The 22,603-nt window shown below is 64.4% G+C and carries 19 protein-coding genes and 1 pseudogene; 8 read left to right on the top strand and 12 right to left on the bottom strand.

What is annotated here, in order from left to right; translation table 11 throughout:
• Positions 1–32: 32 nt before the first annotated feature.
• The 6 genes from NKI96_RS28360 to NKI96_RS28335 form a co-directional block, all read right to left on the bottom strand.
• Positions 33–2,087: an ABC transporter ATP-binding protein/permease gene (locus tag NKI96_RS28360; protein WP_352807273.1), complete on the bottom strand. Its 2,055-nt coding sequence runs from the start codon at positions 2,085–2,087 to the stop codon at positions 33–35.
• Positions 2,088–2,158: 71 nt separating this feature from the next.
• Complete coding sequence (locus NKI96_RS28355; protein ID WP_352807271.1) at positions 2,159–3,271, bottom strand: NAD(P)/FAD-dependent oxidoreductase; 1,113 nt, start codon at positions 3,269–3,271, stop codon at positions 2,159–2,161.
• A 9-nt stretch (positions 3,272–3,280) separates the two neighbouring features.
• Positions 3,281–4,456 carry an N-acetylglucosamine-6-phosphate deacetylase gene (nagA, locus tag NKI96_RS28350; protein WP_352807268.1) on the bottom strand — a complete coding sequence of 392 codons (1,176 nt, stop codon included), beginning with the start codon at positions 4,454–4,456 and terminating at the stop codon, positions 3,281–3,283.
• A complete protein-coding gene (locus tag NKI96_RS28345) occupies positions 4,453–5,484 on the bottom strand; it encodes an SIS domain-containing protein (protein WP_023668848.1) in 1,032 nt (343 codons plus the stop codon). Before NKI96_RS28345 ends, nagA begins: the two co-directional genes overlap by 4 nt.
• Positions 5,481–6,263 (bottom strand): GntR family transcriptional regulator, encoded by a 783-nt coding sequence (locus NKI96_RS28340; RefSeq protein ID WP_023668847.1) that lies wholly within the window; start codon positions 6,261–6,263, stop codon positions 5,481–5,483. The genes NKI96_RS28345 and NKI96_RS28340 overlap by 4 nt, the downstream gene beginning before the upstream one ends.
• Positions 6,260–7,138 (bottom strand): glucosamine kinase nucleotide-binding domain-containing protein, encoded by an 879-nt coding sequence (locus NKI96_RS28335; RefSeq protein WP_023711283.1) that lies wholly within the window; start codon positions 7,136–7,138, stop codon positions 6,260–6,262. Before NKI96_RS28335 ends, NKI96_RS28340 begins: the two co-directional genes overlap by 4 nt.
• Positions 7,139–7,337: 199 nt before the next feature.
• Between NKI96_RS28335 and NKI96_RS28330 the strand changes: the two genes are divergently transcribed.
• The 6 genes from NKI96_RS28330 to NKI96_RS28305 all read left to right on the top strand — a co-directional run bounded on the left by NKI96_RS28330 (position 7,338) and on the right by NKI96_RS28305 (position 14,136).
• Positions 7,338–8,294, top strand: a complete 957-nt coding sequence (locus tag NKI96_RS28330; RefSeq protein ID WP_023711282.1) for an N-acetylmuramic acid 6-phosphate etherase — start codon at positions 7,338–7,340, stop codon at positions 8,292–8,294.
• Position 8,295: 1 nt separating this feature from the next.
• Entirely contained in the window at positions 8,296–9,555 is a 1,260-nt protein-coding gene (locus tag NKI96_RS28325; protein ID WP_023689958.1) for an ABC transporter substrate-binding protein, read from the top strand.
• Positions 9,556–9,797: 242 nt separating this feature from the next.
• On the top strand, positions 9,798–10,727 hold the full coding sequence (locus tag NKI96_RS28320) for a carbohydrate ABC transporter permease (RefSeq protein WP_023696936.1): 930 nt from the start codon (positions 9,798–9,800) through the stop codon (positions 10,725–10,727).
• Between the two features lie 228 nt (positions 10,728–10,955).
• The gene (locus NKI96_RS28315; RefSeq protein WP_023668842.1) at positions 10,956–11,795 is read left to right on the top strand and encodes a carbohydrate ABC transporter permease; all 840 of its coding nucleotides are present in this window, start codon (positions 10,956–10,958) and stop codon (positions 11,793–11,795) included.
• A gap of 250 nt (positions 11,796–12,045) precedes the next feature.
• Positions 12,046–13,107, top strand: coding sequence for a Gfo/Idh/MocA family protein (locus tag NKI96_RS28310; protein ID WP_023732573.1), 1,062 nt, complete (start codon positions 12,046–12,048; stop codon positions 13,105–13,107).
• 30 nt (positions 13,108–13,137) lie between these two features.
• Positions 13,138–14,136 (top strand): ABC transporter ATP-binding protein, encoded by a 999-nt coding sequence (locus tag NKI96_RS28305; protein WP_023668840.1) that lies wholly within the window; start codon positions 13,138–13,140, stop codon positions 14,134–14,136.
• Between the two features lie 26 nt (positions 14,137–14,162).
• On the opposite strand, the gene NKI96_RS28300 is transcribed toward NKI96_RS28305, so the two are convergent.
• From NKI96_RS28300 to NKI96_RS28280, 5 genes are read right to left on the bottom strand one after another with little or no spacing between them, the layout of a single operon-like run.
• Positions 14,163–15,056 carry an ROK family protein gene (locus NKI96_RS28300; protein ID WP_352807264.1) on the bottom strand — a complete coding sequence of 298 codons (894 nt, stop codon included), beginning with the start codon at positions 15,054–15,056 and terminating at the stop codon, positions 14,163–14,165.
• On the bottom strand, positions 15,053–15,856 hold the full coding sequence (locus tag NKI96_RS28295) for an alpha/beta fold hydrolase (RefSeq protein ID WP_352807261.1): 804 nt from the start codon (positions 15,854–15,856) through the stop codon (positions 15,053–15,055). Before NKI96_RS28295 ends, NKI96_RS28300 begins: the two co-directional genes overlap by 4 nt.
• A complete protein-coding gene (locus NKI96_RS28290) occupies positions 15,853–16,689 on the bottom strand; it encodes a sugar phosphate isomerase/epimerase family protein (RefSeq protein WP_352807259.1) in 837 nt (278 codons plus the stop codon). The genes NKI96_RS28295 and NKI96_RS28290 overlap by 4 nt, the downstream gene beginning before the upstream one ends.
• Positions 16,689–17,768, bottom strand: coding sequence for a Gfo/Idh/MocA family protein (locus tag NKI96_RS28285; protein WP_023668836.1), 1,080 nt, complete (start codon positions 17,766–17,768; stop codon positions 16,689–16,691). Before NKI96_RS28285 ends, NKI96_RS28290 begins: the two co-directional genes overlap by 1 nt.
• 14 nt (positions 17,769–17,782) lie before the next feature.
• Positions 17,783–18,988: an ROK family transcriptional regulator gene (locus NKI96_RS28280; protein ID WP_352807257.1), complete on the bottom strand. Its 1,206-nt coding sequence runs from the start codon at positions 18,986–18,988 to the stop codon at positions 17,783–17,785.
• Between the two features lie 169 nt (positions 18,989–19,157).
• On the opposite strand from NKI96_RS28280, the pseudogene NKI96_RS28275 reads away from it, so the two are divergent.
• Positions 19,158–19,337 (top strand): annotated as a pseudogene (locus NKI96_RS28275) (ATP-binding cassette domain-containing protein); the annotation flags it as partial.
• A gap of 77 nt (positions 19,338–19,414) precedes the next feature.
• Here the strand turns inward: NKI96_RS28275 and NKI96_RS28270 are convergent.
• Positions 19,415–21,217, bottom strand: coding sequence for a dipeptide ABC transporter ATP-binding protein (locus NKI96_RS28270; RefSeq protein ID WP_023806179.1), 1,803 nt, complete (start codon positions 21,215–21,217; stop codon positions 19,415–19,417).
• 191 nt (positions 21,218–21,408) lie between these two features.
• Between NKI96_RS28270 and NKI96_RS28265 the strand changes: the two genes are divergently transcribed.
• A partial coding sequence (locus NKI96_RS28265; RefSeq protein ID WP_352807254.1) for an NtaA/DmoA family FMN-dependent monooxygenase occupies positions 21,409–22,603 on the top strand: 1,195 nt, incomplete at its 3' end.

The following is a 22,603-nucleotide window of genomic DNA, read 5'->3' as shown; positions in this document are numbered from 1 at the left end:
GACATCTGTTCGCGGTTCGGCAGTGGCGCCTTTTACCTGCGCGGCTTTTTCACCCGAGTGCTGGAACCCCACAAAGCGCGGTTCAGCAGGCTGCGTTTGCGCTTGCGCGGGATGAGGTCGACGTCGCTGACGAGCTTGGCGCCGCCCTCGCGCCGCTCCAGGGTGATCTTGCGGCTGTGGAAGGCTTCGAGCTCCGCACGATGCGCCACGCTGATGATGGTGACGTCAGGCAGTTCGCGGATCACCGTCAACATCATCGTGTCCTGGCTCTTCTCGTCGAGCGCCGAAGTCGCTTCATCCAGCACCACGATATCGGGGCGATGCAGCAGCAGGCGCGCGAAGGCGAGGCGTTGCTTTTCGCCGCCCGACAGCGTCTGGTCCCATGGCGCCTCTTCCTTGATCCTGCCGGTGAGATAGCCAAGCCCCACCTTGTCGAGGGCAGCCTTGATTTGCTTGATGGTCCACTTGTCCGCCGCCGCGGGATAGGCGACCGCGCGGCGAAGCGTTCCGGAAGGGATGTAGGGGCGTTGCGGCAGCATGAACAGGCGCCTGTCGGTGTGGAAATTGACGCTGCCGCCGCCCCATGGCCACAGGCCCGCGACGGCCCGCACCAGCGTCGACTTGCCTGAACCGGATTCGCCTGAAACCAGCACCCGCTCGCCCGGCTCGATCACGACCTCGGTTTCCTTGACTACGGAGGTGCCGTCGTCGAGTGTCACGGAAAGATTGTCGAGGCTGAGGATGGCGCCGTCTTCCGCTTCGCCCCGGTTGATGCGTCCGAGCGCATCGCTCTGCTCGGCGCGCTCGAGCCCGTCGAGCGACACCATCAGCGAGGCAATGCGCCGCGCGGAGGCGTTCCAGTCGGCGAGGCGCGGATAGTTGTCGACCAGCCAGCCGAACGCGCCTTGCACGATGCCAAAGGCAGACGCCGCCTGCATCACCTCGCCAAGCGTCATCGAGCCTTCGAGGAATTTTGGCGCGCACAAAAGGATCGGCACGACCGGCGCAAACAGGCTCGATCCCTGCGACACCGCGGCCGTGCGCATGTGCTGTCCGGTCAGCAGCGCCCATTGCCTCAGCACATGGCCGAAATTCCTGTCGATGCCGCTGCGCTCCTCGTCCTCGCCTCCCAGCAAGGCGATGCTCTCGCCGTTTTCGCGCACGCGCGTCAGCGTGTAGCGCAGTTCGGCCTCCGCCTGGTTCTTCCGCTCGGAGAGCTGGACGAAGTCGCGGCCGATGACCACCATCGAGGTCGAGGTGATGGCGGCATAGATGATCGCGGTGATGACCAGAAAGCCGGGAATGGTGATGCTCTCGCCGCCGATCGGCAGGGTGAGCGCGCCGCCGATGGTCCACAGCACGACGATAAAGGTAGAGGCCGACAGGAATGCGTTGAGGACGCCGGCAGTGAAATCGACCGGCGACTCGGTGGCGATACGCAGATCCTCGGTCATGCGTGCCTCGGGGTTCTGGTGATCGCCGCCCACGAGGTTCAGCTGGTAGTAGCGGCCGTTTGCCAGCCAGCGCGCGACGACCCCGGTGGTCAGCCAGGAACGCCAGCGGCGCTGGATCGTCATGCGCAGATAGACCTGCGCGACGACAAGGCTGCCGCTGCAGATCACCAGCGGCACGAATACGGCGCTGAGGAGATAGACTGTGCGGGCGTTGTGCTGCTCGAGGGCATCGAACATCGAGCGGTTCCAGACGTTGATGCCATACTGGAAACCGATGTTGATGCAGATCAGCAGCAGCACTCCGATCGTCAAAGGCCAGGCGAGCTTGTCGCCATGCCTCCCCCAATAGCCGCGCCCGCTGATCCAGAAACGCCGCAGCAGATATTTTTTGCGCGCCTGCTCGGCCTGCTCGGGCGTCAGCTTGGGATCGGGTTCGACGGCATCCGGCGGCGGCGCAGCCTCGCCAACGGGCTCGGACGCGGCTTCGGCGGCCGATGCTTTTTTCTCGCGCGGCGTGTCCTCGCGCGGTCCATCTCCGCGCGTTTGCCGTGACGGCTTTTCCCGACGCGACTTCGGGGCATCGCGCGCTTCGATGCCGTCGGCCGGTTCCGATTTGGGTTTTGCCTCGGACATATGCCCCGACAACGACCTCCATATCAAAAGGTTTCATGGTATGCGCCTGCCCGACGTTTCAGGAACGCCCGTCATTGCGGATATAAAAGCCCAACGACATGTTCTGCGATGGCGAGGCTGGCGGTAAGGCCAGGGCTCTCGATGCCGAACAGATTGACGATCTGACCGCCCCCGTGGTCAGCCGGTCCCCGGATGACGAAGTCGGCGGCCGGCTGGCCTGGACCGGACAGTTTCGGCCTGACGCCGGCATATGCCGGTTGCAGGGCGCCGTCCGCCAGGCCGGACCAGTAGCGCCTGATTTCGTCGTAGAAGGCAGCGCCTCGTGCGGGATCGACGGTATAGTCGACGCGATCGATCCATTCGACATCCGGGCCAAAGCGCGCGCTCCCCGACATGTCGAGGGTCAGATGCACGCCGAGGCCGCCATGGACCGGCACCGGATAGATCAGCCGCGAAAAGGGCGAGCGGCCGGAAAGCGCGAAATAATTGCCGCGCGCCAGCCACAGCGGCGGAACACGGTCTTGCGGGAGGCCTTCGATGCGGCCGGCGAGCGCCTGCGCGTCGAGGCCGGCGGCGTTGATGAAGGCGCCGGTCTTCAAGGTGAAACCCTCGCCATCGGCGTCGCGCGTGTCGATCCGGATGCCGTCGGCTTCGATGCTCGCGCCTGAGACAACGGTGAGCAAGGCGAAAGATACGCCGGCCGCTTCCGCGTCTCCACGCCATGACAGCATCAGCGCCTGGCTGTCGACGATGCCGGTTGACGGCGACAGCAGCGCGCCGGCGCAGCTCAGCGCCGGTTCCAGGCTTTCGGCCTCTGCGCGCGTCAAAAGCTTGAGGTCACCGACTCCGCATTGCGCCGCGTTGATCTGGATCGCCTGCAGTTTGTCCAACTGGTCGGGTTCGACGGCAACGATCAGTTTGCCGGTGCGATGATGGGCGACGTCGTGCTCGCGGCAATAGGCATAGAGACGCTCGCGGCCGTTGACGCAGAGACGGGCCTTCAGGCTGCCCGGCGTATAATGAAGCCCGGCATGGATGACTTCCGAATTGCGCGAACTGGTGCCCGTGCCGATGGCTGCGGCCTTCTCGACCACCAGCACCTCGCGGCCCGACAGCGCCAGCGCGCGGGCAATGGCGAGGCCGACAACACCGGCTCCGGCGACAACGCAGTCGACATCATGCATAAGTGGACTTTAGCGCGGACTGTCCGCGCCTGCAAAAACCTTGTCGCCGCCGATCCAGACGCCGTTGACGTCGAGGGCGTCCGACAGAGCGACGATATCGGCAGCCGTGCCATTGGCGAAGCGGCCGAGCCGGTGGGCCTGGCCGACCGCCTGCGCCGGATAGAGCGAGGCCATGCGCAACGCTTCCGACAGGTCCAGCCCGACGATCCTGTGCATGTAGCGGACGGCCGAGATCATATCGAGATCGGCGCCGGCCAGCGTGCCGTCGGCCAGCCGCAGACTGCCATCCTTGCGATAGATGATGCGGCCGTTGAGGGTGAACGACATCATGTCGGTGCCGATCGTCGCCATGGCGTCGGTGACCAGCACGATCCTGCCCGGCCCCTGCTTGGCGCGCAGCGCGATCAGCATGGTGGCGGGATCGACATGGATGCCGTCGGCAATGATCCCGGCCGACAGACTGCCTATGTCGATGGCCGCACCCGCCAGCCCCGGCTCACGGTTGCCGATCTGGCTCATGGCGTTGAACAGATGTGTGACCACGCTGGCGCCCGCGTCGGCAAAGGCTCTGGCCGTGCCATAGCCGGTATCGGAATGGCCGAGGCTGACGACGATGCCGGCCTTGGCCAAAGCCGCAACACGGGCTGGCTCGACGGATTCGGGCGCGATCGTCGTCAGCAGCACCGGCAGGTTTTTGCGTGCCGCGACCAGCGCCGCTTCATCCGCATCCGTCATCGGCCGGATCAGCGCCGGGTCATGCGCCCCCTTGCGGGCGACCGAGAGATGCGGTCCCTCGAGATGCAGGCCGAGAAACCCCGGCAGTTTTTGCCGTGCCGCCCCGGTGCCGGCGGCAATGGCCGCGGCGGTAATGTCAGGCGTATCTGTGATCAGCGTCGGCAGCAGTGCGGTCGTGCCGAACGGCGCATGCGCCCGGCAGATTGTTGCCAGCGAGGCGACATCGGGATGGTCGTTGAGCATGACGCCGCCGCCGCCATTGACCTGCAGGTCGACAAAACCCGGCACCAGCATGCCGCCCCCGGCGTCGATGCGGGCAACGCCCGACGGAATGGCGCCGACGGGATGAATGCCTTCGACCACATCGCCGTGCACGACAAGGGCGGCGTTATCATGCCAGTCGTCGCCATCGAAAATTCGGGCGCCAGTCAGGGCAAAACGGTCGCTCATACGGTTTCCGTCACCTTGCGCAGATTGCGCGGTACGTCCGGATCGAGGCCGCGATGGCGGGCGAAGGCTTCGACGAAGCCGTAGAAGGAGACGATCAGCGTCAGCGGGTCGGTCAAGGGATGACCGGTGGCGACATGCGGCAGCCGCGCCGCGCTCTTGGCTTTGTCCGAGGTTACAAAAACTGCTGCACCCTTGCCGGCAAGGTTGTCGGCAGCCTCTGCCACGGACGGCTCGGAGGCATCGCGGGCGGCGAGCGCCAGCACCGGGAAGCCTGGCCCGACCAGCGCCAGCGGGCCGTGCATCACTTCGGCGGCGCTATAGGCCTCTGCATGCATGCCGCAGGTCTCCTTGAATTTCAGCGCCGCCTCGTCGGCCATCGCCGCCGACGGGCCACGTCCCAGGATGAACAGCGATTGCGGCGTCTCCAACGCGCCGGCCAGCGCCATCCAGTCGCAGGCGATCGCCTTGCTGAAATGCTCGGGCAGGCGGGCAAGGGCGGCCAGCAGTCTGTCGTCGCCGGTGCAATGCGCCATCAGCGCCAGGCCGGCGACCGCCGAATTGACGAATGTCTTGGTCGCCGCGACGCTGCGCTCGGGGCCGGCCAGAATGTCGATGGCAAAATCCGAAGCCCGCGCCAGCGGCGAATCGGCGGTGTTGGTGATGGCGACGGTGAGCGCACCGCCGGCCCGTGCCGTCTCGGCCATGGCGACGATGTCAGGGCTCTTGCCGGATTGCGAGATGGCGAGGCAAGCGGAACCGGCGAGCTTGAGCTTGGCGCCGTAGATCGAGGCGATCGACGGACCGACCGATGCCACGGCCAAGCCGGCGGTCAGTTCGACGGCATATTTCATGAAGGTGGCGGCATGGTCGGACGAACCGCGCGCGACGGTAACGACGAAGCTCGGATCGCGCTCGCGAATGCCGCGTCCGGCCTCGGTCAGCACCGCCGCCGAGCCATCGAGCAGACGCGCGACGGCTTGCGGAATTTCGTCGATCTCGCGCCGCATATGGGTGGTCTTGGGGATCATGGTCGGCCCTCTTCGCTCGGCCCTGTCAGGCGCAGTTCGGCGACGAAATCATAGGCGTCGCCGCGGTAGATGGAGCGGGTGAACTCGATCACCTTGCCGCTCGCGAGATAGGAAATGCGTTCGATGTGCAGGCCGGCAATGCCGGATGGCACTTCGAGCAGACGCGCATCGGCGTCGCCGAGATTGGCGGCGGAAATGCGCTGCACCGCCCGCACCGGCCGGTTGCCGGTCAGTTGCAGCGCCGCATAGAGTGACGAGCCTATCCCGGCCGGATCCGGCAGCACGCTGGCCGACAACGAGGCGCGCTCGATGGCCAGCGGCGTGTCGTTTGCGATGCGCAGGCGCGCCACGCGCGCCACCAGCTCGTTCGAGGACAGGCCGAGCACCATCATCTCGTCGGGCGAGGGCGGGTAGAGGTCGCGGTCGAGCCAGGCTGAACGCACCGCCATGCCGCGCCTTGCCATGTCCTCGGTGAATGAAGTGAGCCTGGACAGCGACTGCTCGACGCGCTCCATGCGCGGCGCCACGAAGGTGCCGGAGCCGTGGCGCTGCACGAGGATGCCGCCCTTGACCAGATCCTGCACCGCCTTGCGGACGGTGACGCGCGAAATGTCGGCCTTGGTGGCGATGTCGCGCTCGGAAGGCAGCGCATCGCCCGGCCCGATCAGGCCGCGATTGACGGCGTCCTCGATGCTTTTCCTGAGCTGCAGGTAGAGCGGGGCGCCGCTCTGCGACGACTGCCTCAGCGTGGCGAAGATCTGGTCGGCGGCATCGCTCATCGCGTCGCCTCCGCTTTGACGAAGATGCGGGCCGCCATCTGCACGGCGCCGCCCAGCGCATCGTCGAGCGGCGCTTTCAGCAGCGCCTGGCAGCGCTGGGAAAGGCGCGGCCCATAGAGCGGCGCCAGCCCGCCGAGCAGGCAGAGCGGGGCGTCATCAGAGAGGTCGAGCGCGTGGAGCGACGCCTCGACATCGGCAACCGACTTGTCGACGATCCAGTTGGCGACGCTGTCGCCCTTCTCGGCATGCTCGAAAACCTTGGGCGCGAAGCCGCCGAAATCGCCGGGCTTGGCATTGGTGGTGAACTCGACCACGTCTTCGGGATTGTTGCGGAAAATGGCCATCATGCTGTCGGTCAGGGCTGAGCGCGGCCGGACGCCGTCATGGGCGAGCAGCGTCTGCTCCAGCAGGTCGCGGCCGATCCGGGCGCCGCTGCCTTGATCACCGACCTGAAAGCCCCAGCCGCCGATGGCGCGCGACGTGCCGCCCTTGCGCGCCATATAGGCGGTGCCGGTGCCGAGGATGGCCATGGCGCCGTCACCAGAGCCGACTGCCCCTTCGAGCGCGATCTCGGCGTCCGTCTCGACGCGGCTGATGCTGAACGGGAGGATTGCTTCAAGCTGCTGGCGGTAGGTGCCGACATTGGCGCCGGCAAGGCCGAGAATGGCTGGTGTCTGCGGGATCAGGTCCGGATCTTGCCCGGCGGCGATGAAGGCCTGACGAGCAGCCTCGACGATGTGGGTGCGAGCGCCGGTGAGATCGGTGCGGATGTTGGCGGCGCCGCTTTTGGCACGGCCAATGACAACGCCATCGCCTGTCGCAAGGGCTGCCCTGCAGCTGGTGCCGCCGCCGTCGATACCGAGCACGAATCTCACGCGATGTCTCCTCCGGGCGGATAATACCAATAAAATACCAATAGCCAAGGGATTAATTTCCGTTTCAAAAAGATTAAGACGTATCAGGTTGAAAAACCCGGGAATTTTGCCGGATCAACGCTTTCCAGTTCGCAATTTCGTTAATGCGTGTGGACAAGTGGTATTTTTTTGGTATTGTTCTTCCATCGGAGGGACAGGGATGGCCGAACCGCGCACCGAAGCGCTTCACAGCAATGCCGAGGGACTGGACATCCAGGCCCCGGACGCCATCCTTTCTTCTTTGGTCAATGCGCAGATCGAGGCCGCCAAGGCTGTGCGCGACGCCATTCCCGCCATCGCCGCCGCAGCCGAAATCATCGCCGGGCGGCTGAACGGCGGCGGCAAGCTCGCCTATGCTGCGGCCGGCAGCTCCGGCCTGATGGCGCTGGCCGACGCGCTGGAGTTGCCCGGCACCTTCGGCATCAAGCGCGAACGCATCGCCATCCTCATCGCCGGTGGCGACGACGCTTTCAAGACCCTGGCCGGCGGACCGGAAGACGACACCGACGAAGCCTCGACGGCAATTGCCGGCGCCGGCATCGGCAAGGGCGACTGCCTGATCGCGATTTCGGCCAGCGGCTCGACGCCCTATGCGGTGCAGGCGCTGAAGGAGGCGCGCAGCCGGGGCGCGGCAACCATCGCCATTGCCAACAACAAGGACACGCCCCTGCTCAGGCTGGCCGACGTCGCCATCCTGCTCGAGACGCCACCGGAGGTGATTGCCGGCTCGACGCGCATGGGCGCCGGCACTGCTCAGAAGATCGCGCTCAACATGCTGTCGACGCTTACCGCCATTCATCTCGGCCATGTCCATGACGGTTACATGGTCAATCTCACCGCCGACAACATCAAGCTGCGCGACCGCGCGGCTCGCATCGTCGCCGCTATCAGCGGCCGCGACCGGCAAGACGCCGTGCGGCTGCTCGAAGCGAGCGGCGGCGTCGTCAAGACAGCCATTCTGCTCGCCGCCGGCGCTGCCAACGCCGTTGCGGCCGAGAAGATACTGGAAGGGACCGGCCAGAAGCTGCGGCCAGCCCTTTCCGCGATCGAGGGGAACAAGGGCGCGAAGGCCCCTGTTCTCAAAACCGAACCTGAAAAAGGTCAACAGGGAGACTAGCATGACAACGAAATTACTGACGGCACTGCTTCTCGGCACCAGCATTCTCGGCACCGCCGGGTTGGCTCACGCCGATGACGTAACGCTCAATATCGAAAGCTGGCGCGGCGACGACCTTGCCATCTGGAAGGACAAGCTGATCCCGGCTTTTGAGGCCAAGAACCCGGGCATCAAAGTGGTGTTCGCACCGTCGGCGCCGACCGAGTATGACGCCGCACTCGGCGCCAAGCTCGCCGCCGGCTCGGCTGGCGACCTGATCACCTGCCGCCCGTTCGACAAATCGCTCGAACTGTTCAAGAAGGGCAACCTTGCCGACCTGTCGGCGCTGCCCGGCATGGAAAACTTTTCGCCCGTTGCCAAAGCCGCCTGGCAGACCGACGACGGCAAGGCGAGCTTCTGCGTGCCGATGGCCTCGGTCATTCACGGCTTCATCTACAACAAGGACGCCTTCGACAAGCTCGGCCTCAAGGTGCCGACGACGCGTGACGAGTTCTTCGCCGCGCTCGACAAGATCAAGGCCGACGGCACCTACATCCCGATGGCCATGGGCACCAAGGACCTCTGGGAAGCCGCGACCATGGGCTATCAGAACATCGGTCCGAACTACTGGAAGGGCGAAGAGGGCCGCGCAGCGCTGATCAAGGGCGACCAGAAGCTGACCGACAAGGACTGGGTTGCTCCCTATGAGGAACTGGCCAGGTGGAAGCCTTATCTCGGCGACGGCTTCGAGGCCCAGACCTATCCGGACAGCCAGAACCTGTTCACGCTTGGCCGCGCCGCCATCTACCCGGCGGGATCGTGGGAGATCGGCCTGTTCAACACCCAGGCGCAGTTCAAGATGGGCGCCTTCCCGCCGCCGGTCGAGAAGGCCGGCGACACCTGCTACATCTCCGACCATACCGATATCGGCATGGGCCTGAATGCGGCGTCGAAGAATGCCGACGCGGCCAAGACCTTCCTGTCCTGGGTCGCCTCGCCGGACTTCGCCACCATCTACGCCAACGCTTTGCCGGGCTTCTTCAGCCTGAATTCCACCCCGGTGAAGATGGAAGACCCGCTGGCGCAGGAATTCGTCTCCTGGCGCGACAAGTGCAAGTCGACGATCCGCTCGACCTACCAGATCCTGTCGCGCGGCACGCCGAACCTCGAGAACGAAACCTGGGTTGAATCGGCCAACGTCATCAACGGCACCGACACGCCGGAAGCTGCCGCCAAGAAGCTGCAGGACGGCCTCGACAGCTGGTACAAGCCGGGCAAGTAAGCTCAGAGACAGACAGGGCCCCAAGTGGACGGCCCTGCGTTTTTCGACAGCATCATCGACTGCGAACGACGGCGCCGCCCCTCATCCGCCTGCCGGCACCTTCTCCCCGTATAGTGACGGGGAGAAGGATCAGCCGAAACGCAGCCGCCCCCTCTCCCCGTCCTTCACGGGGAGAGGGTAAGGGTGAGGGGCAGCGCTGCCGGCGAAGGCATTGCTAAACCTGATCGGCGGGGACCGCACTCATGGCCGCACAAACACGACCGAAACGACCGTTCCGCTGGCATATCGGCGTCTTCCTGGCGCCGGCGCTGCTGGTCTATACGGCGATCATGATCCTGCCGCTGGCCGGCACGCTGCAGCTGTCGCTGTTCCGCAATGTCGATCAGCATCAGGTGTTCGTCGGTTTCACTAATTTCCGTACGTTGTTCGGCGACCCCAACTGGTCGGTCGGCTTCTGGAACGCGCTGCGGAACAACACCTGGTTCTTCATCATCCACATGGTGGTCCAAAACCCGATCGGTGTCATGCTGGCGGCATTGCTGTCCAGCCCGAGGCTGAGATTCGCCGCCTTCTACCGCACCGCGATCTTCGTGCCGACCATCCTGTCCTTCGTCATCGTCGGTTTCGCCTGGAAACTGATCCTGTCGCCGTTGTGGGGCGTGGCGCCGCATCTGATGGATCTGGTCGGCCTGAAAAGCCTGTTCACGCCGTGGCTCGGCAAAGAACAATATGCCCTGACCGCGCTCAGCCTGATCTCGGTCTGGCAGTTCGTCGGCATTCCGATGATGCTGATCTATGCGGCGCTGCTGTCGATCCCCGAAGAGGTGATCGAGGCGGCCGAGTGTGACGGCATCACCGGCATGTCGCAGTTCTGGAAGATCAAGCTGCCGCTGATCCTGCCCTCGATCGGCATCATCTCGATCCTGACCTTCGTTGGCAATTTCAACGCCTTCGACCTGATCTACACCGCGCAAGGGGCGCTGGCCGGCCCGAACTATTCGACTGATATTCTGGGCACTTTCCTCTACCGCGCCTTCTTCGGCTTCCAGCTGCAGACCGGCGATCCCAATATGGGTGCGGCGATCGCCACGATGATGTTCCTGATCATCCTCGGCGGCGTCTGCGTCTACCTGTTCCTCGTCCAGACGCGCCTGCGTCGCTACCAGTTTTAGAGGGGCAGACATGTTACGGCTAAACACCCCCCTCTGGCCTGCCGGCCATCTCCCCCTCAAAGGGGGAGATTGGATGGCACCATTGGCTTCGCAAATCTCCAGCGTTGGAGAAGAGGCGCCGAGCCTCAAGCTGCCAATCTTCCCCCTTGAGGGGGAGATGTCCGGCAGGACAGAGGGGGGTGCCTTGGTGCCGACCTCAACAGTCATCGCTCGTCAGGAGACCTTCCAATGAGCACCGCCACTCGTTCGCTGCCCCGCACCATCGGCGCCCACGCGATCCTTCTGACCTATACGGCGATCGCGCTGTTTCCGGTGATCCTGGTCATCATGAATTCGTTCAAGTCACGCGCCGGCATCTTCAGCGAACCGCTGACGCCGCCGACGCCAAAAACCTTCGACCTGATCGGCTATACCACCGTGATCGGGCAGGGCGACTTCATCCACTATTTTCAGAACAGCCTCGTCGTCACCGTCGCCTCGCTGTTCTTCGTGCTTCTGTTCGGCGCGATGGCGGCGTTCGCGTTGTCGGAATACCGCTTTCGCGGCAACACGCTGATGGGGCTTTACCTCGCGCTCGGCATCATGATCCCGATCCGGCTCGGCACCGTCGCCATCCTGCAATTGATGGTGGCGAGCGGGCTGGTCAACACGCTGACGGCGCTGATCCTTGTCTACACCGCGCAAGGCCTGCCGCTCGCCGTCTTCATCCTGTCAGAATTCATGAAGCAGGTGTCGGACGATCTGAAGAATGCCGGCCGTATCGACGGGCTGTCGGAATACACGATCTTCTTTCGGCTGGTGCTGCCGCTGGTGCGGCCGTCGATGGCGACGGTCGCCGTCTTCACCATGATCCCGATCTGGAACGATCTGTGGTTCCCGCTGATCCTGGCGCCGTCGGAAGAGACCAAGACGGTGACGCTCGGCGCGCAGTTGTTCCTCGGCCAGTTCGTCACCAACTGGAACGCCATCCTGGCCGCGCTCTCGCTGGCGATCATGCCGGTGCTGACACTCTACGTCATCTTCTCGCGGCAGCTGATCCGCGGCATCACATCCGGAGCCGTCAAGTGAGCGGAGCCCTACAAATCTCTGCTGGAGCCTTCACCCCACCCGGCGCTGCGCGCCGACCTCCCCATCAAGGGGAGGTAAAAGGCCGTGGCTTCATTCACGACCGCCAAAGGGCGACTTTCGGAGAAGCTTCTTTGGCAGTGAGGGTGTTCGCGCCAACGTCCTACCTCCCCTTGATGGGGAGGTCGGCGCGAAGCGCCGGGTGGGGTGACACCCTCTCAGAAGGAACAACTGGAACATCTGGAGTAGTTAGGTGACCTCTAAATCGCCCCTTCGCGTCGTCGTCGCAGGCCTCGGTAATATGGGGCGTAGCCATGCGCTGGCCTACCACACTAATCCGGGCTTCGAGATCGCGGCCCTGATCAACCGCTCCGACGTGCCGTTACCGGACGGGCTGTCGGGCTATGACATCCGTCGTTCCTTCGACGATGCATTGCGCGATGAAAAGCCCGACGTCGCCTGCATCGCCACCTATTCCGACAGCCATGCCGACTATGCGGTGAAGGCATTCGAGGCCGGCTGCCACGTCTTCGTCGAGAAGCCGCTCGCAACAACGGTGGCGGACGCCAAGCGCGTCGTCGCGGCGGCCAAGGCCAATGGCAGAAAGCTGGTGATTGGCTATATCCTGCGCCATCACCCGTCCTGGGTCCGGCTGATCGCCGAGGCGCGCAAGCTCGGTGGCCCTTACGTGTTCCGCATGAACCTCAACCAGCAATCGTCAGGCCCGACCTGGCAGACGCACAAGCAGTTGATGCAGACGACGTCGCCGATCGTCGATTGCGGCGTGCACTATCTCGACGTCATGCTGCAGATCACCGACGCCAAGCCGGTCGAGGTGCGCGGCATGGGGCTGCGGCTGACCGAGGAAATCGCGCCGACCATGTACAATTACGGCCATCTGCAGGTGCTGTTCGATGACGGTTCGGTCGGCTGGTACGAAGCTGCCTGGGGACCGATGATTTCGGAAACGGCGTTCTTCGTGAAGGACGTGATGTCGCCCAATGGCTGCGTGTCGATCGTCATGAAGGAAGGTGTGAAGTCGGACGACATCGACACCCACACCAAGACCTCGACCATCCGCCTGCACAGCGCTGCGACGGGTGCGGACGGCAAGTTCGCCAGGCCGGACGAGATGCTGTCGATGGACGGCGAACCCGGCCACCAGGATCTCTGCGACCTCGAACAGGCCTTCGTGCTGAAGGCGATCCGGGAAGACATCGACCTGACCCGCCACATGGACGACGCGGTGAAATCGCTCGCCGTCTGCCTTGCCGCCGATGAGAGCGTGCGCAGCGGCGCCCCAGTTAAGCTCTAGTAGGGCAAACTCTAGAACAAGGACGAAGCCGTGGGCTCGCTGGTAATCGAGAATGTGAAGAAGGCCTTCGGGCCGGTCGAGGTGCTGAAAGGCATCAACCTCGAAGTGACCGACGGCGAATTCGTCGTCTTCGTCGGCCCATCTGGCTGCGGCAAGTCAACCTTGCTCAGGGTCATCGCCGGGCTGGAGGATTCGACCTCCGGCAGGGTGGTGATCGACGGCGCCGATGTCTCGGCCACGCCCCCGGCAAAACGCGGCATTGCCATGGTGTTCCAGACGTACGCGCTCTACCCGCATCTGACGGTGAAGAACAATATGGGCCTCGGCCTCAAGCAGGCCGGCACGCCCGCCCCGGAGATCGAACGCCGCATCGGCGTCGCCTCGTCGATGCTGTCGCTGGAACCGTATCTCGAGCGGCGGCCGGCGGAACTGTCGGGCGGCCAGCGCCAGCGCGTCGCCATCGGCCGCGCCGTGGTGCGTGAGCCGAAACTGTTTCTCTTCGACGAGCCGCTTTCGAACCTCGACGCTGCGCTTCGCGTCAACACGCGACTGGAGATCGCGCAGCTGCATCGCCGGCTGAAGGCAACGATGATCTACGTCACCCACGACCAGGTCGAGGCGATGACGCTGGCCGACAAGATCGTCGTGCTCAACGCCGGCCAGATCGAGCAGATCGGCGGCCCGATGGAGCTCTACAATTCGCCGGCAAACGAGTTCGTCGCCGGCTTTATCGGCTCGCCGAAGATGAATTTCATCGACGGCGCCAGATTGGGCGAGACGGCCAAGACGATCGGCGTGCGGCCGGAGCATCTGACCGTGGATCCAAGGTCCGGCGCCTGGAAGGGAACGGTGGTGCATGCCGAACATCTCGGCGCCGACACCAACCTCTATCTCGACTGCGAAAAGGCCGGGCTGATCACGGTCCGCATTTTCGGTGTCTACGACGCCGAGCCAGGTGCGACGCTGTATGCAACGCCGGAGCCGGGTAAGACATACCGGTTTGGGGCGGACGGGAAGACGATCAAGTAATCCTTCGCCGACAGCAACCACGGCGATCACACCGCGCCGAGCAGCACCGCGCCATGGATCGCCGCCTGCCAGCCCAGGGCCGCCCAGCGTATGTCCAGAGGCTCTACAACAAGCGAATGCGGCAGGCTGTCCGCGATGCGCTGCTTGAGCGCCTGGCGGGGATAGGACTTCATGTCGACAATGCCGCCACCGATCAGGATCGTCTGCGGGGAAAACAAAGCGGCTGCCGTTGCGATGGTCACCGCCTGCTGCCAGACGATCTCATCGAGCCATTCGCGCAGCGACGGCGGCTGCCCGGGCGCCGAAAACAGCTCGGCAACCGGGATATCGTAGTCCGCGGCAAGGTCGACAAGCGTTGCCCCTGAGGCGTAGGTCTCGACGCGGTTTGGCGGTCCGCTTTCGTCAGGCCGGTAGATCGGCATATGGCCGATTTCCAGCGCCCAGCCGCCGCCCCTGAAAATGCCGTCCTTGCCGAGATAGGCCGCACCGATGCCGGTGCCGAGATAGACCGCCAGCACTTCCTTTTGCCGCTTCACTGCGCCGGCGACGCTTTCACCGAGCAATTGCAGCACGACGTCGCGTTCGAGCCGCACGGGAACGCGGAGCCGCGATGCCAGTTCCGTACCCAGCCGGATGCCGTTCAGCTCGCGAATGTTGGCCGTGTGCAGCACCGTGTCGAAGTCGCGGTCGATGAACCCAGGCACCGTCGCAACGACCCGTGCAGGTTTGAGCCCGGCATCGCGGCAGGCTGCGGTGACCGCATCGGCCAACCCCGCCACAGGCGCGCCCTTGCGCAGTTGCGCGGTCGGGTAGGTGCGGGCAAAATCCACCGGGATGCCGTGGTCGGCAAAGCCAACCTTGACCGACGTGCCGCCGATCTCGACCACGGCGATCGTGTCGTCCATCGTTTGATGCGTCATGCGAGCGGTTCCAGGAATTCCGAAAGACAGGCGCGGAATTCCAGCCGGTAGGCGGCGCGATCCTGCGATTTGGCTGTGATGGTGCAAAGCCGGGCCGACGGAATGAGTCCGGCCAGCGTCTGTGCGTCGGCCAGGCGATGCACGAGGTCATGGTCATGGCCGATGACAAGAGTCGGCACCGCGATAGCGCGGATGTCCGCCTCGCTCACGCCGGGACCATCGCCGGCGATCGCCGAAAGCAGCCTGCCGAACAGAACCGGGTCCGGGCGAGTGAAGAAGCCTTGCAGGCTGCCGAGATTGTCCGGCGCCAATCTGGCCAGTTCGCCGGCAACAGCGCTGTCATCGAACAGACGCCTGGCGTCTTCAGGCGAATGCCGCATCAAGAGATCGCCGACGACGGCATAGGGCCTCATATTTTCCGGAGCCGCCTGGGCTACCCAGGCGGGCCGGGCGAGCACCAAAGCGCGCACACGGGCCGGCCTATGCACTGCCAGGCGCAGCGCCAGCGCCGCGCCCATCGAGATGCCGCCGACGACGGCCGGGCCGAGGCCGAGTTCGTCGGCCAGCGCTTCGACGTCTTCGGCAAACGTCGCAACCGAAAGCCGCTCGACCGGCCCGTAGCTGGATCCGCCCTGGCCCCGGCATTCGAGCGTCACCCGCCGGGTCACCGGCAGATCGGGAAACACGTCGGCAACCTGCGCGTCGTCGCCGCCTAGGCCGTGCTGAAAGATGACGGGAAGCCCGGCGCCGACGTCCCGGTAGGCAAGATCGACGCCATCGCGGCTGAAGGTCTCTTTCACGCGCGCTCGCTCGCTTCCAGCACGGTGCGCAGAAAGGCGCCCACGCCGGGCGCCTCGGCCTCTGTCAGGCCATGCGTGATCAGGGGTCCGTCGAAGCCAGCGGCTTTCAGACGGCCGATGAAATGCGGGAAGTCGACAACGCCATGTCCGGCCGCGGCAAAGCTGCCATCGGCATAGCGGTCCTTGGCATGCGCCATGCCGATCTCGGCGGCCAGCAAGCCGACGGCCTCGTCGATCAGGCGATGACGCTCCGCGCTGTCGGCCACTTCGAACAGATTGGCCGGGTCGAGCACGATGCGCAGCCGCGTGCTGTTCATTTCGTCCAGCAGGCGGCGTGCGGCCCGGGCGTTGGAGACGACATTGGCCAGTTCCGGTTCGATGCCAAGCTCGATGTCGAAGCGCTCGGCAATCGCAATCGCCGCTTCCATGTCCATCCGCAGATCGCTCCATGCCGCCTCGCTTGCATTGTCGGGATGCCAGCGCCACGGATCCTGTGCATCCCTTGTGCCGGTGCACAGCGTGATCAGGCGCGTGCCCATGTCAGCGCATGACGCAGCCAGCACCTCCAGCCGAGCAAGACCTGACACACGAACCGAGCGATCCGGGTGGATCATATTGTAGGTTCCAGACACGGCCGCGATCGAAACGCCGGCCTCGCCGCTCGCCTTAGCGACGGACCGGGCCGCGCCGAGCTCAATGCTGTCCGGCATCGACGGCAGTCCAAGGCACGCCATGTTGAACTGCGCCGCCGTGTAGCCGCCGTCCGCGACCGCGCGCAGCACCGGCAAGGCGCCGGTGGTGGCGAAGGTCTTGGCGAAAATCCCAAGCTGCATCACACGACCCCGTCGACATCGGCCAGACGGACGGCGCGGCCGCCGGCAGCGGCCGAGCGGGCGATGGCCGCCATGCCCCTGACCGAGGCGATGCCGTCCTCGATGCTGGCGCCGATCATGGGCGCGCCATTCAGCACGACATCGGCAAAGCCTTCGAGCTGCCGGCGATAGAAGTGGCCATCCGCGCCAAGCGTGCGATGCCAACTGCCATCGGCCTCGCGGAAAATGTCGACCTCGCTGCTCTTGTAGTACCAGGGGTTATACGTCTTCGCGAGAACGCTGCCGTTCTGGCCATAGATCTGGAACCCTTCGTGCCAGTCCATGCGCACGGCGACCGTCAGGTCGAGATGGCCGATCGTGCCGTCGGCGAAGATGGTGGTGATGAACCAGCAATAGGCGCCATAGCGCTCGGTGAGCCGGGCCTCGACCGCCTCGATCGGCCTGTGCAGATGGCGCGCCGTATCGAGGAGATGGCTGCCATGCGCCAGCATGTAGTATTGGCGCAGATCCGCCTTGGGATTGACGGCAGGCTTGCGCGCCTTGGCGCTGGTGATGATCAGCGGTTGCACCGCATCGGTCATCGGGTAGCGGTGGGTGCTGTCGCAGTACCAGCCTTTGAACGCCAGCCGCTCGCCCATTTCGTCGTCGACGAAAGCCTTTGCCGCCTGGATGCCGGGATCGAAGCGCTTCATATGGCCGACCTGGAGCACCTTGCCGCTCTTGTCGAGCGTGGCCCGCAAGCCTTCGACCTCCTCGACCGAAACGCCCAGCGGCTTTTCGCAAAGCACATGCTTGCCGGCATCGAGCGCCAGTTCCGCGGCCTTGACGTGAAAAATGTCCGATGTCGCGATGATGACGGCATCGAGATCGGGATCGGCCAGCATCAGGCCGTAGTCGGCATAGGATTTTTCAGGCGCGTAGGTCGCCGCCATCCTGTCGCGCAGATCGTCGGCGACATCGCAGATGGCATAGAGATCGGTATTGCGTGCCTTGGTGCAGGATTCGAAATGCGCCGCCTGGGCAATCGGACCGCAGCCGAGCACGCCGACACGCAGCCGCTTTTCGTCTTTGCGAGGCATGGAATCTCTCCTGATTAGCGCGCGGCGAGGCCGCGAAGTTGAAATTGCGGATCGCCCGACAAAGCTGCCTGATGCAGCAGACAGGCAGCGCCCAATGCCGGACCGTCGGCCCCGACGCGCGACAGTTCGACCGTAGGAACGGGGTAACCTTCAGCCAGGAACTCCAGCAAGAAAGCTTCCACCTGCTCGGCGACAAAGGGATAGACAGCATTGACGGAGCCGGAGAGGATGATGCGCTCCGGCTGCAAGGTGCAGGCAAGTGTCGCCAGGCCGCGGCCGAACCAGAGCGCCCAGTCGCGCGCGGTGGCAACGGCTGCCGGATCGCCGCCGGCCAGCGCTGCGACAAACTCATCCACGCCGGCGCGCAGTCCGCTTATGTGCAAATAGCGAGCCAGTAAAGCATCCTTGCCGACATAGGATTCCAGTCGGCCCGGGCGCTTCGCGTCGAAGACAAAACCTTCGTCGCCGATGCGCAGATGCCCGATTTCGCCGGCGCCGCCGAGCCGGCCGCGATGCAGCCTGCCGGCATTGACGATGCCGCCGCCAACGCCGTTCTCGATCAGGATGACCAGAGCATCCTCATGGTCCTTGCCCGGCTGCGCCCGGTATGTCTCGGCCACCGCCACGGCATTGGCATCGTTTTCCAAGAGGATTGGAAAGTCCGCGCCAAAGGCAGTGCGCAAAAGCTCCGCCAGATTGACCCCGTGCCAGCCAAGGATGGTGGCATGGTATGAAATCCCGTCGGCGGCGGGGAAGCCGGGCACGGCGACATTGAGCCCGTAGGGGCGCGTGCCCGCAGGCAATTGTGAGCGGATCTCGGCGACGAGTTCCCCGATGATGTCGACCGCGGCTTCGGGCGTGCTACCGGGGCCGGCAAATGCCCTAGAGGCGCTCGCACGCCGCGCGCCGGCAAGGTCGACAGTCACGACTGCGATCCAGTTGACGCCGATATAAGCGCCAAGGAAGAAGCCGCCATTGCCGTCGATCTCGACCAGGATACCGGGACGGCCGACCCGACCCTCGCTATCCTGCTCGTCATCCGCTCCATCCGACCGCTCGCGCGCCAGACCGGCTTCCGTCAGCCCCAGCACCAGGGCGCCGGTGGTCGACCGGGTCAGGCCGAGATCGCGTGCGAGCGCTGCCCGGCTCGACGCGCCGGCACGAAACAGCGCCGCAAGTGCCCGCGTTTCGTTCGGCCGAAGATCGGTCGACACCAGCATGTCGTTCTCCACAATTTGTTTGCTCGACATACTAATAGAATTTCTAGGCGGTTTGAAAGACCCAAGGTTGGGCGCATTGCAATAAATCTTCAGCATCTCCAAGCCCATTGACCCAAGTTTCAAACGATGATTTGTATTAGAAACTTACAAATTGGCATGGGAAGATGCGATGACGGTTCTAGCGCGTCTCGAACATATCGTGAAGGATTTCGGTGCCGTTCGCGCGCTGGACAATGTCTCGCTCGACATCAATGAGGGCCAGGTTCTCGGCCTGACGGGCGACAATGGCGCCGGCAAATCGACGCTGGTCAAAACCATCGCCGGAAATTTCCAGCCGACGTCAGGCGCCTCCCAAGCCTGTCCTCCGGCCGCATCGGCCGGGGGACATCTCCTCGAAAGAAGGCTTGTCAGTTGCCCGCTTCGCAATCAGAGACTGCTTGCGTCTCTCCAGCAGGCGATCAGATGACCGTCGCCGGCCTGCCTGACGGGTGGTTGCGCCTTTCGGCAATCGGGCAGCGCGACAGGACAGCGGGCGGCAAAGGAGCATCCGGAGGTCTCGGCATCGTGTGCCGCGACGTGGAGCTGAGCCGGAGCCCTCGGCGCCGTCTCATCCGAGGACGCGGCCAGAAGCAGCTTCGTGTAGGGGTGGTTGAGGCCACGGAAAATCTGCTCGGATGATCCCGTCTCGACCAGCCGGCCGCGATAGAGCACGCCGATCCTGTCGGCCATATAGCGCACCACCCTGAGGTCGTGGCTGATGAACAGATAGGTGGTGTCCTTGTCGCGCTGCAGGTCGTTGAGCAAATTGAGCACGGTCGCCTGCACGGAAACGTCGAGCGCAGAGGTCGGCTCGTCCAACACCACGAGCTTCGGCACGCCGGCAAAGGCGCGCGCAATCGCCGCCCGTTGGCGCTGGCCACCAGACAGCGATCTCGGCTTCTGGTCGACGGTCGTAGCGGCAAGACGAACCGAGGCCAGGAGATCGCCGACACGCTGCTTCACCTCGCTGCGGCTAAAGCCGGCGAGCCGCCGCAGCGGACGGCCGAGGATCCTGCCGATCCGCTGGCGCGGATTGAGCGTGCGGTCGGGTGACTGGAACACCATCTGCACGTCGCGCCGTTCGCTCAGGCTTCTTTTCTCGACGCGCGGCGCGACAGTGCTGCCGAACAGCTCGACCGACCCAGCGTCCGGCGTCTGGAGGCCAGTCACGATCCTTGCCAATGTCGACTTGCCGGAGCCGGATTCGCCGATCAGCCCGAACGTCTCGCCCTGGGCTATCTCCAGGTCGATATCGTGCAGGACGGCCTGGGAGCCGAAGGCGCGGCTGATGCCTTTGCAGGCGACGGCGATCGGACGTGCGGCTTCCGGTTGATCGCTGCGGACAGGCTTCGACGGGCCGGTTGTGTGCATCTCGGCCAGCCTGCCGTCGCGCTTGGTGAAGTTGAGCGCCGGGATCGAGGCGATCAGCGCCTTGGTGTAGGCGTGAACAGGGTTCTCGAAGACATCGTTGGCGATGCCGCTTTCGACCACCGTCCCCGACTGCATCACGGCCACCCGATCGCAGGCCCGGCGGACCATGTTGATGTCATGGCTGATCAGCAGAACGCTGGTTTGGTGATCGCGGCGCAAGTCCTGCAGGATGGCGACGATCTCGGACTGGACGCTGGCGTCAAGCGCCGTCGTCGGCTCATCCAGCACCAGCAGCGACGGGTCGAGCGCAATGGCAATCGCGATGTTGGCGCGCTGCTGCATGCCGCCCGACAATTCGTGCGGATAGAGATCGAGCACCCGCTCCGGATTGCTCACCCTGACGCGGCCGAGCAGCTCGGCGGCGCGGGTGCGTGCTTCGTCCTGCCGAACCGGGCGATGCCGCATGATCGTCTCGGTGATCTGCCGGCCAATCGTCATGGCCGGATTGAGCGCCGCACCCGGATGCTGGTAGACGGCCGCGATGCGATCGCCCCTTAGCCGGCGCAGCTGTTCGCCGGAGAGATTGCGGATCTCGCGGCCCTGGAACTCGAGCGCCGACGCGGCGATCCGGGCGTTATTCGGCAGATAGCGCAGAATAGCGAGTGCCACCGAGCTTTTGCCCGAGCCGGACTCGCCGACAAGGCCGAGCGCTTCGCCTTCGCCGATGGTGAGCGACACGCCGTTGACGGCCGGATGCGATCCCCGGCGTTCATCATAGGCGACGGTGAGCTGCTCGACGTTCAGAACCGATGACGACATGTCTTGCTGAAACCACTTTCTTTCGGCGCGGTCTTCGAGGGCAATCGCTTCCGCTTTCGCGCCGCACAATCTCTATAAAATTACTCGAATTAAGCTGGAGCGCAATCTACCTTTCACCGCTCAGGAGAGATTGTCGCAGCCGGTCGAGGCATCGCGACGGTCGCCTGAAGCAGTTCTGCAAGGAGACCGGCATGGCACGCGACCACATGATCCTCAGCGCGTTTTTCTTCAATCCGCAGGGCGATCATCGCATGTCGTGGCGCCATCCGCGCGCGCCGGGCCGCGAAGTGCTCGACTTCGACTTCTACCGCGATCTCGTCCAGTCTGCCGAGCGCGCCAGGATCGATACGATCTTCGTCGCCGACCATGTCGCGATCTGGGATTCCGTACAGAGCGGCGTAGCCCATTACGCCAATGCCCGCCTGGAACCGCTGACGCTGTTGTCGGCGCTTGCCGGCGTGACCAGGCATATCGGCCTCATCACCACCGCCTCGAGCTCCTACAGCGAGCCCTATAATGTCGCCCGCATGTTTGCCTCGCTCGACCATATCAGCAAGGGCAGGGCGTCTTGGAATGTGGTGACGTCGGCCATGGACGAGGAGGCCCGCAATTTCGGCCGCGACGGCAATATCGAGCACGCCTTTCGCTATGAGCGCGCCACCGAATTCCTCGATATCGTCAAGGCACTGTGGGACAGCTGGGAAGACGAAGCCCTGCTTATCGACAAGGCATCGGGCTATTTCGCCGATCCCGACAAGGTCCATGCGATCAACCACAAGGGCCCGCACTTCAAGGTGCGCGGACCGCTCAATGTCTCGCGCCCGCCGCAGGGCCATCCGCTGATCGTCCAGGCCGGCTCGTCCGAAGACGGCAAGAATTTCGCTACCGCGCATGCCGATGCGCACTTTGCCATCTACAGCACCAAGGAAGACGGCATCAAATACAGGCAGGACATCAACGAGCGCCTCGCCCGTTACGGCCGCAAGCCCGAGAGCTTCAAGATCCTGCCGGGCATCCTGCCGATCGTCGCAGCTTCCGAAGCGGAGGGACGCGAGCGGCAGGAGTATCTGCAGAGCTTGCTTCCCGATCGGGTCGGCATCGACCTTCTCTCTAGCTGGAGCGGCGTCGATCTCTCCGTATATCCGCCGGACGGCCCGCTGCCGCCGCTGCCGGACGAGAGCACCTTCAATGGCGGCCGCACCTCGCTCAATCGAGTCAAGGAATGGTCGAAGCAGAACCTCACTCTGCGCGAGATCGCTCGCAAGCTCGCCAACAGCGGTTCGGTGCCGACCCGCGTCGCGCCCCCCCACCACAAAGCACAACACCACAAAGAAAGGGTAGAAGCAGGTGCCCCCCGCGCCATAAACCGAAATATAACCCAGCCTC

It is taken from the genome of Mesorhizobium sp. M0292 (assembly GCF_040321695.1).
In the GTDB taxonomy this organism is placed as follows: Bacteria; Pseudomonadota; Alphaproteobacteria; order Rhizobiales; family Rhizobiaceae; genus Mesorhizobium.
The sequence above is the reverse complement of the archived record's forward strand: the minus strand, read 5'-3'. Positions and strand labels throughout refer to the sequence as shown.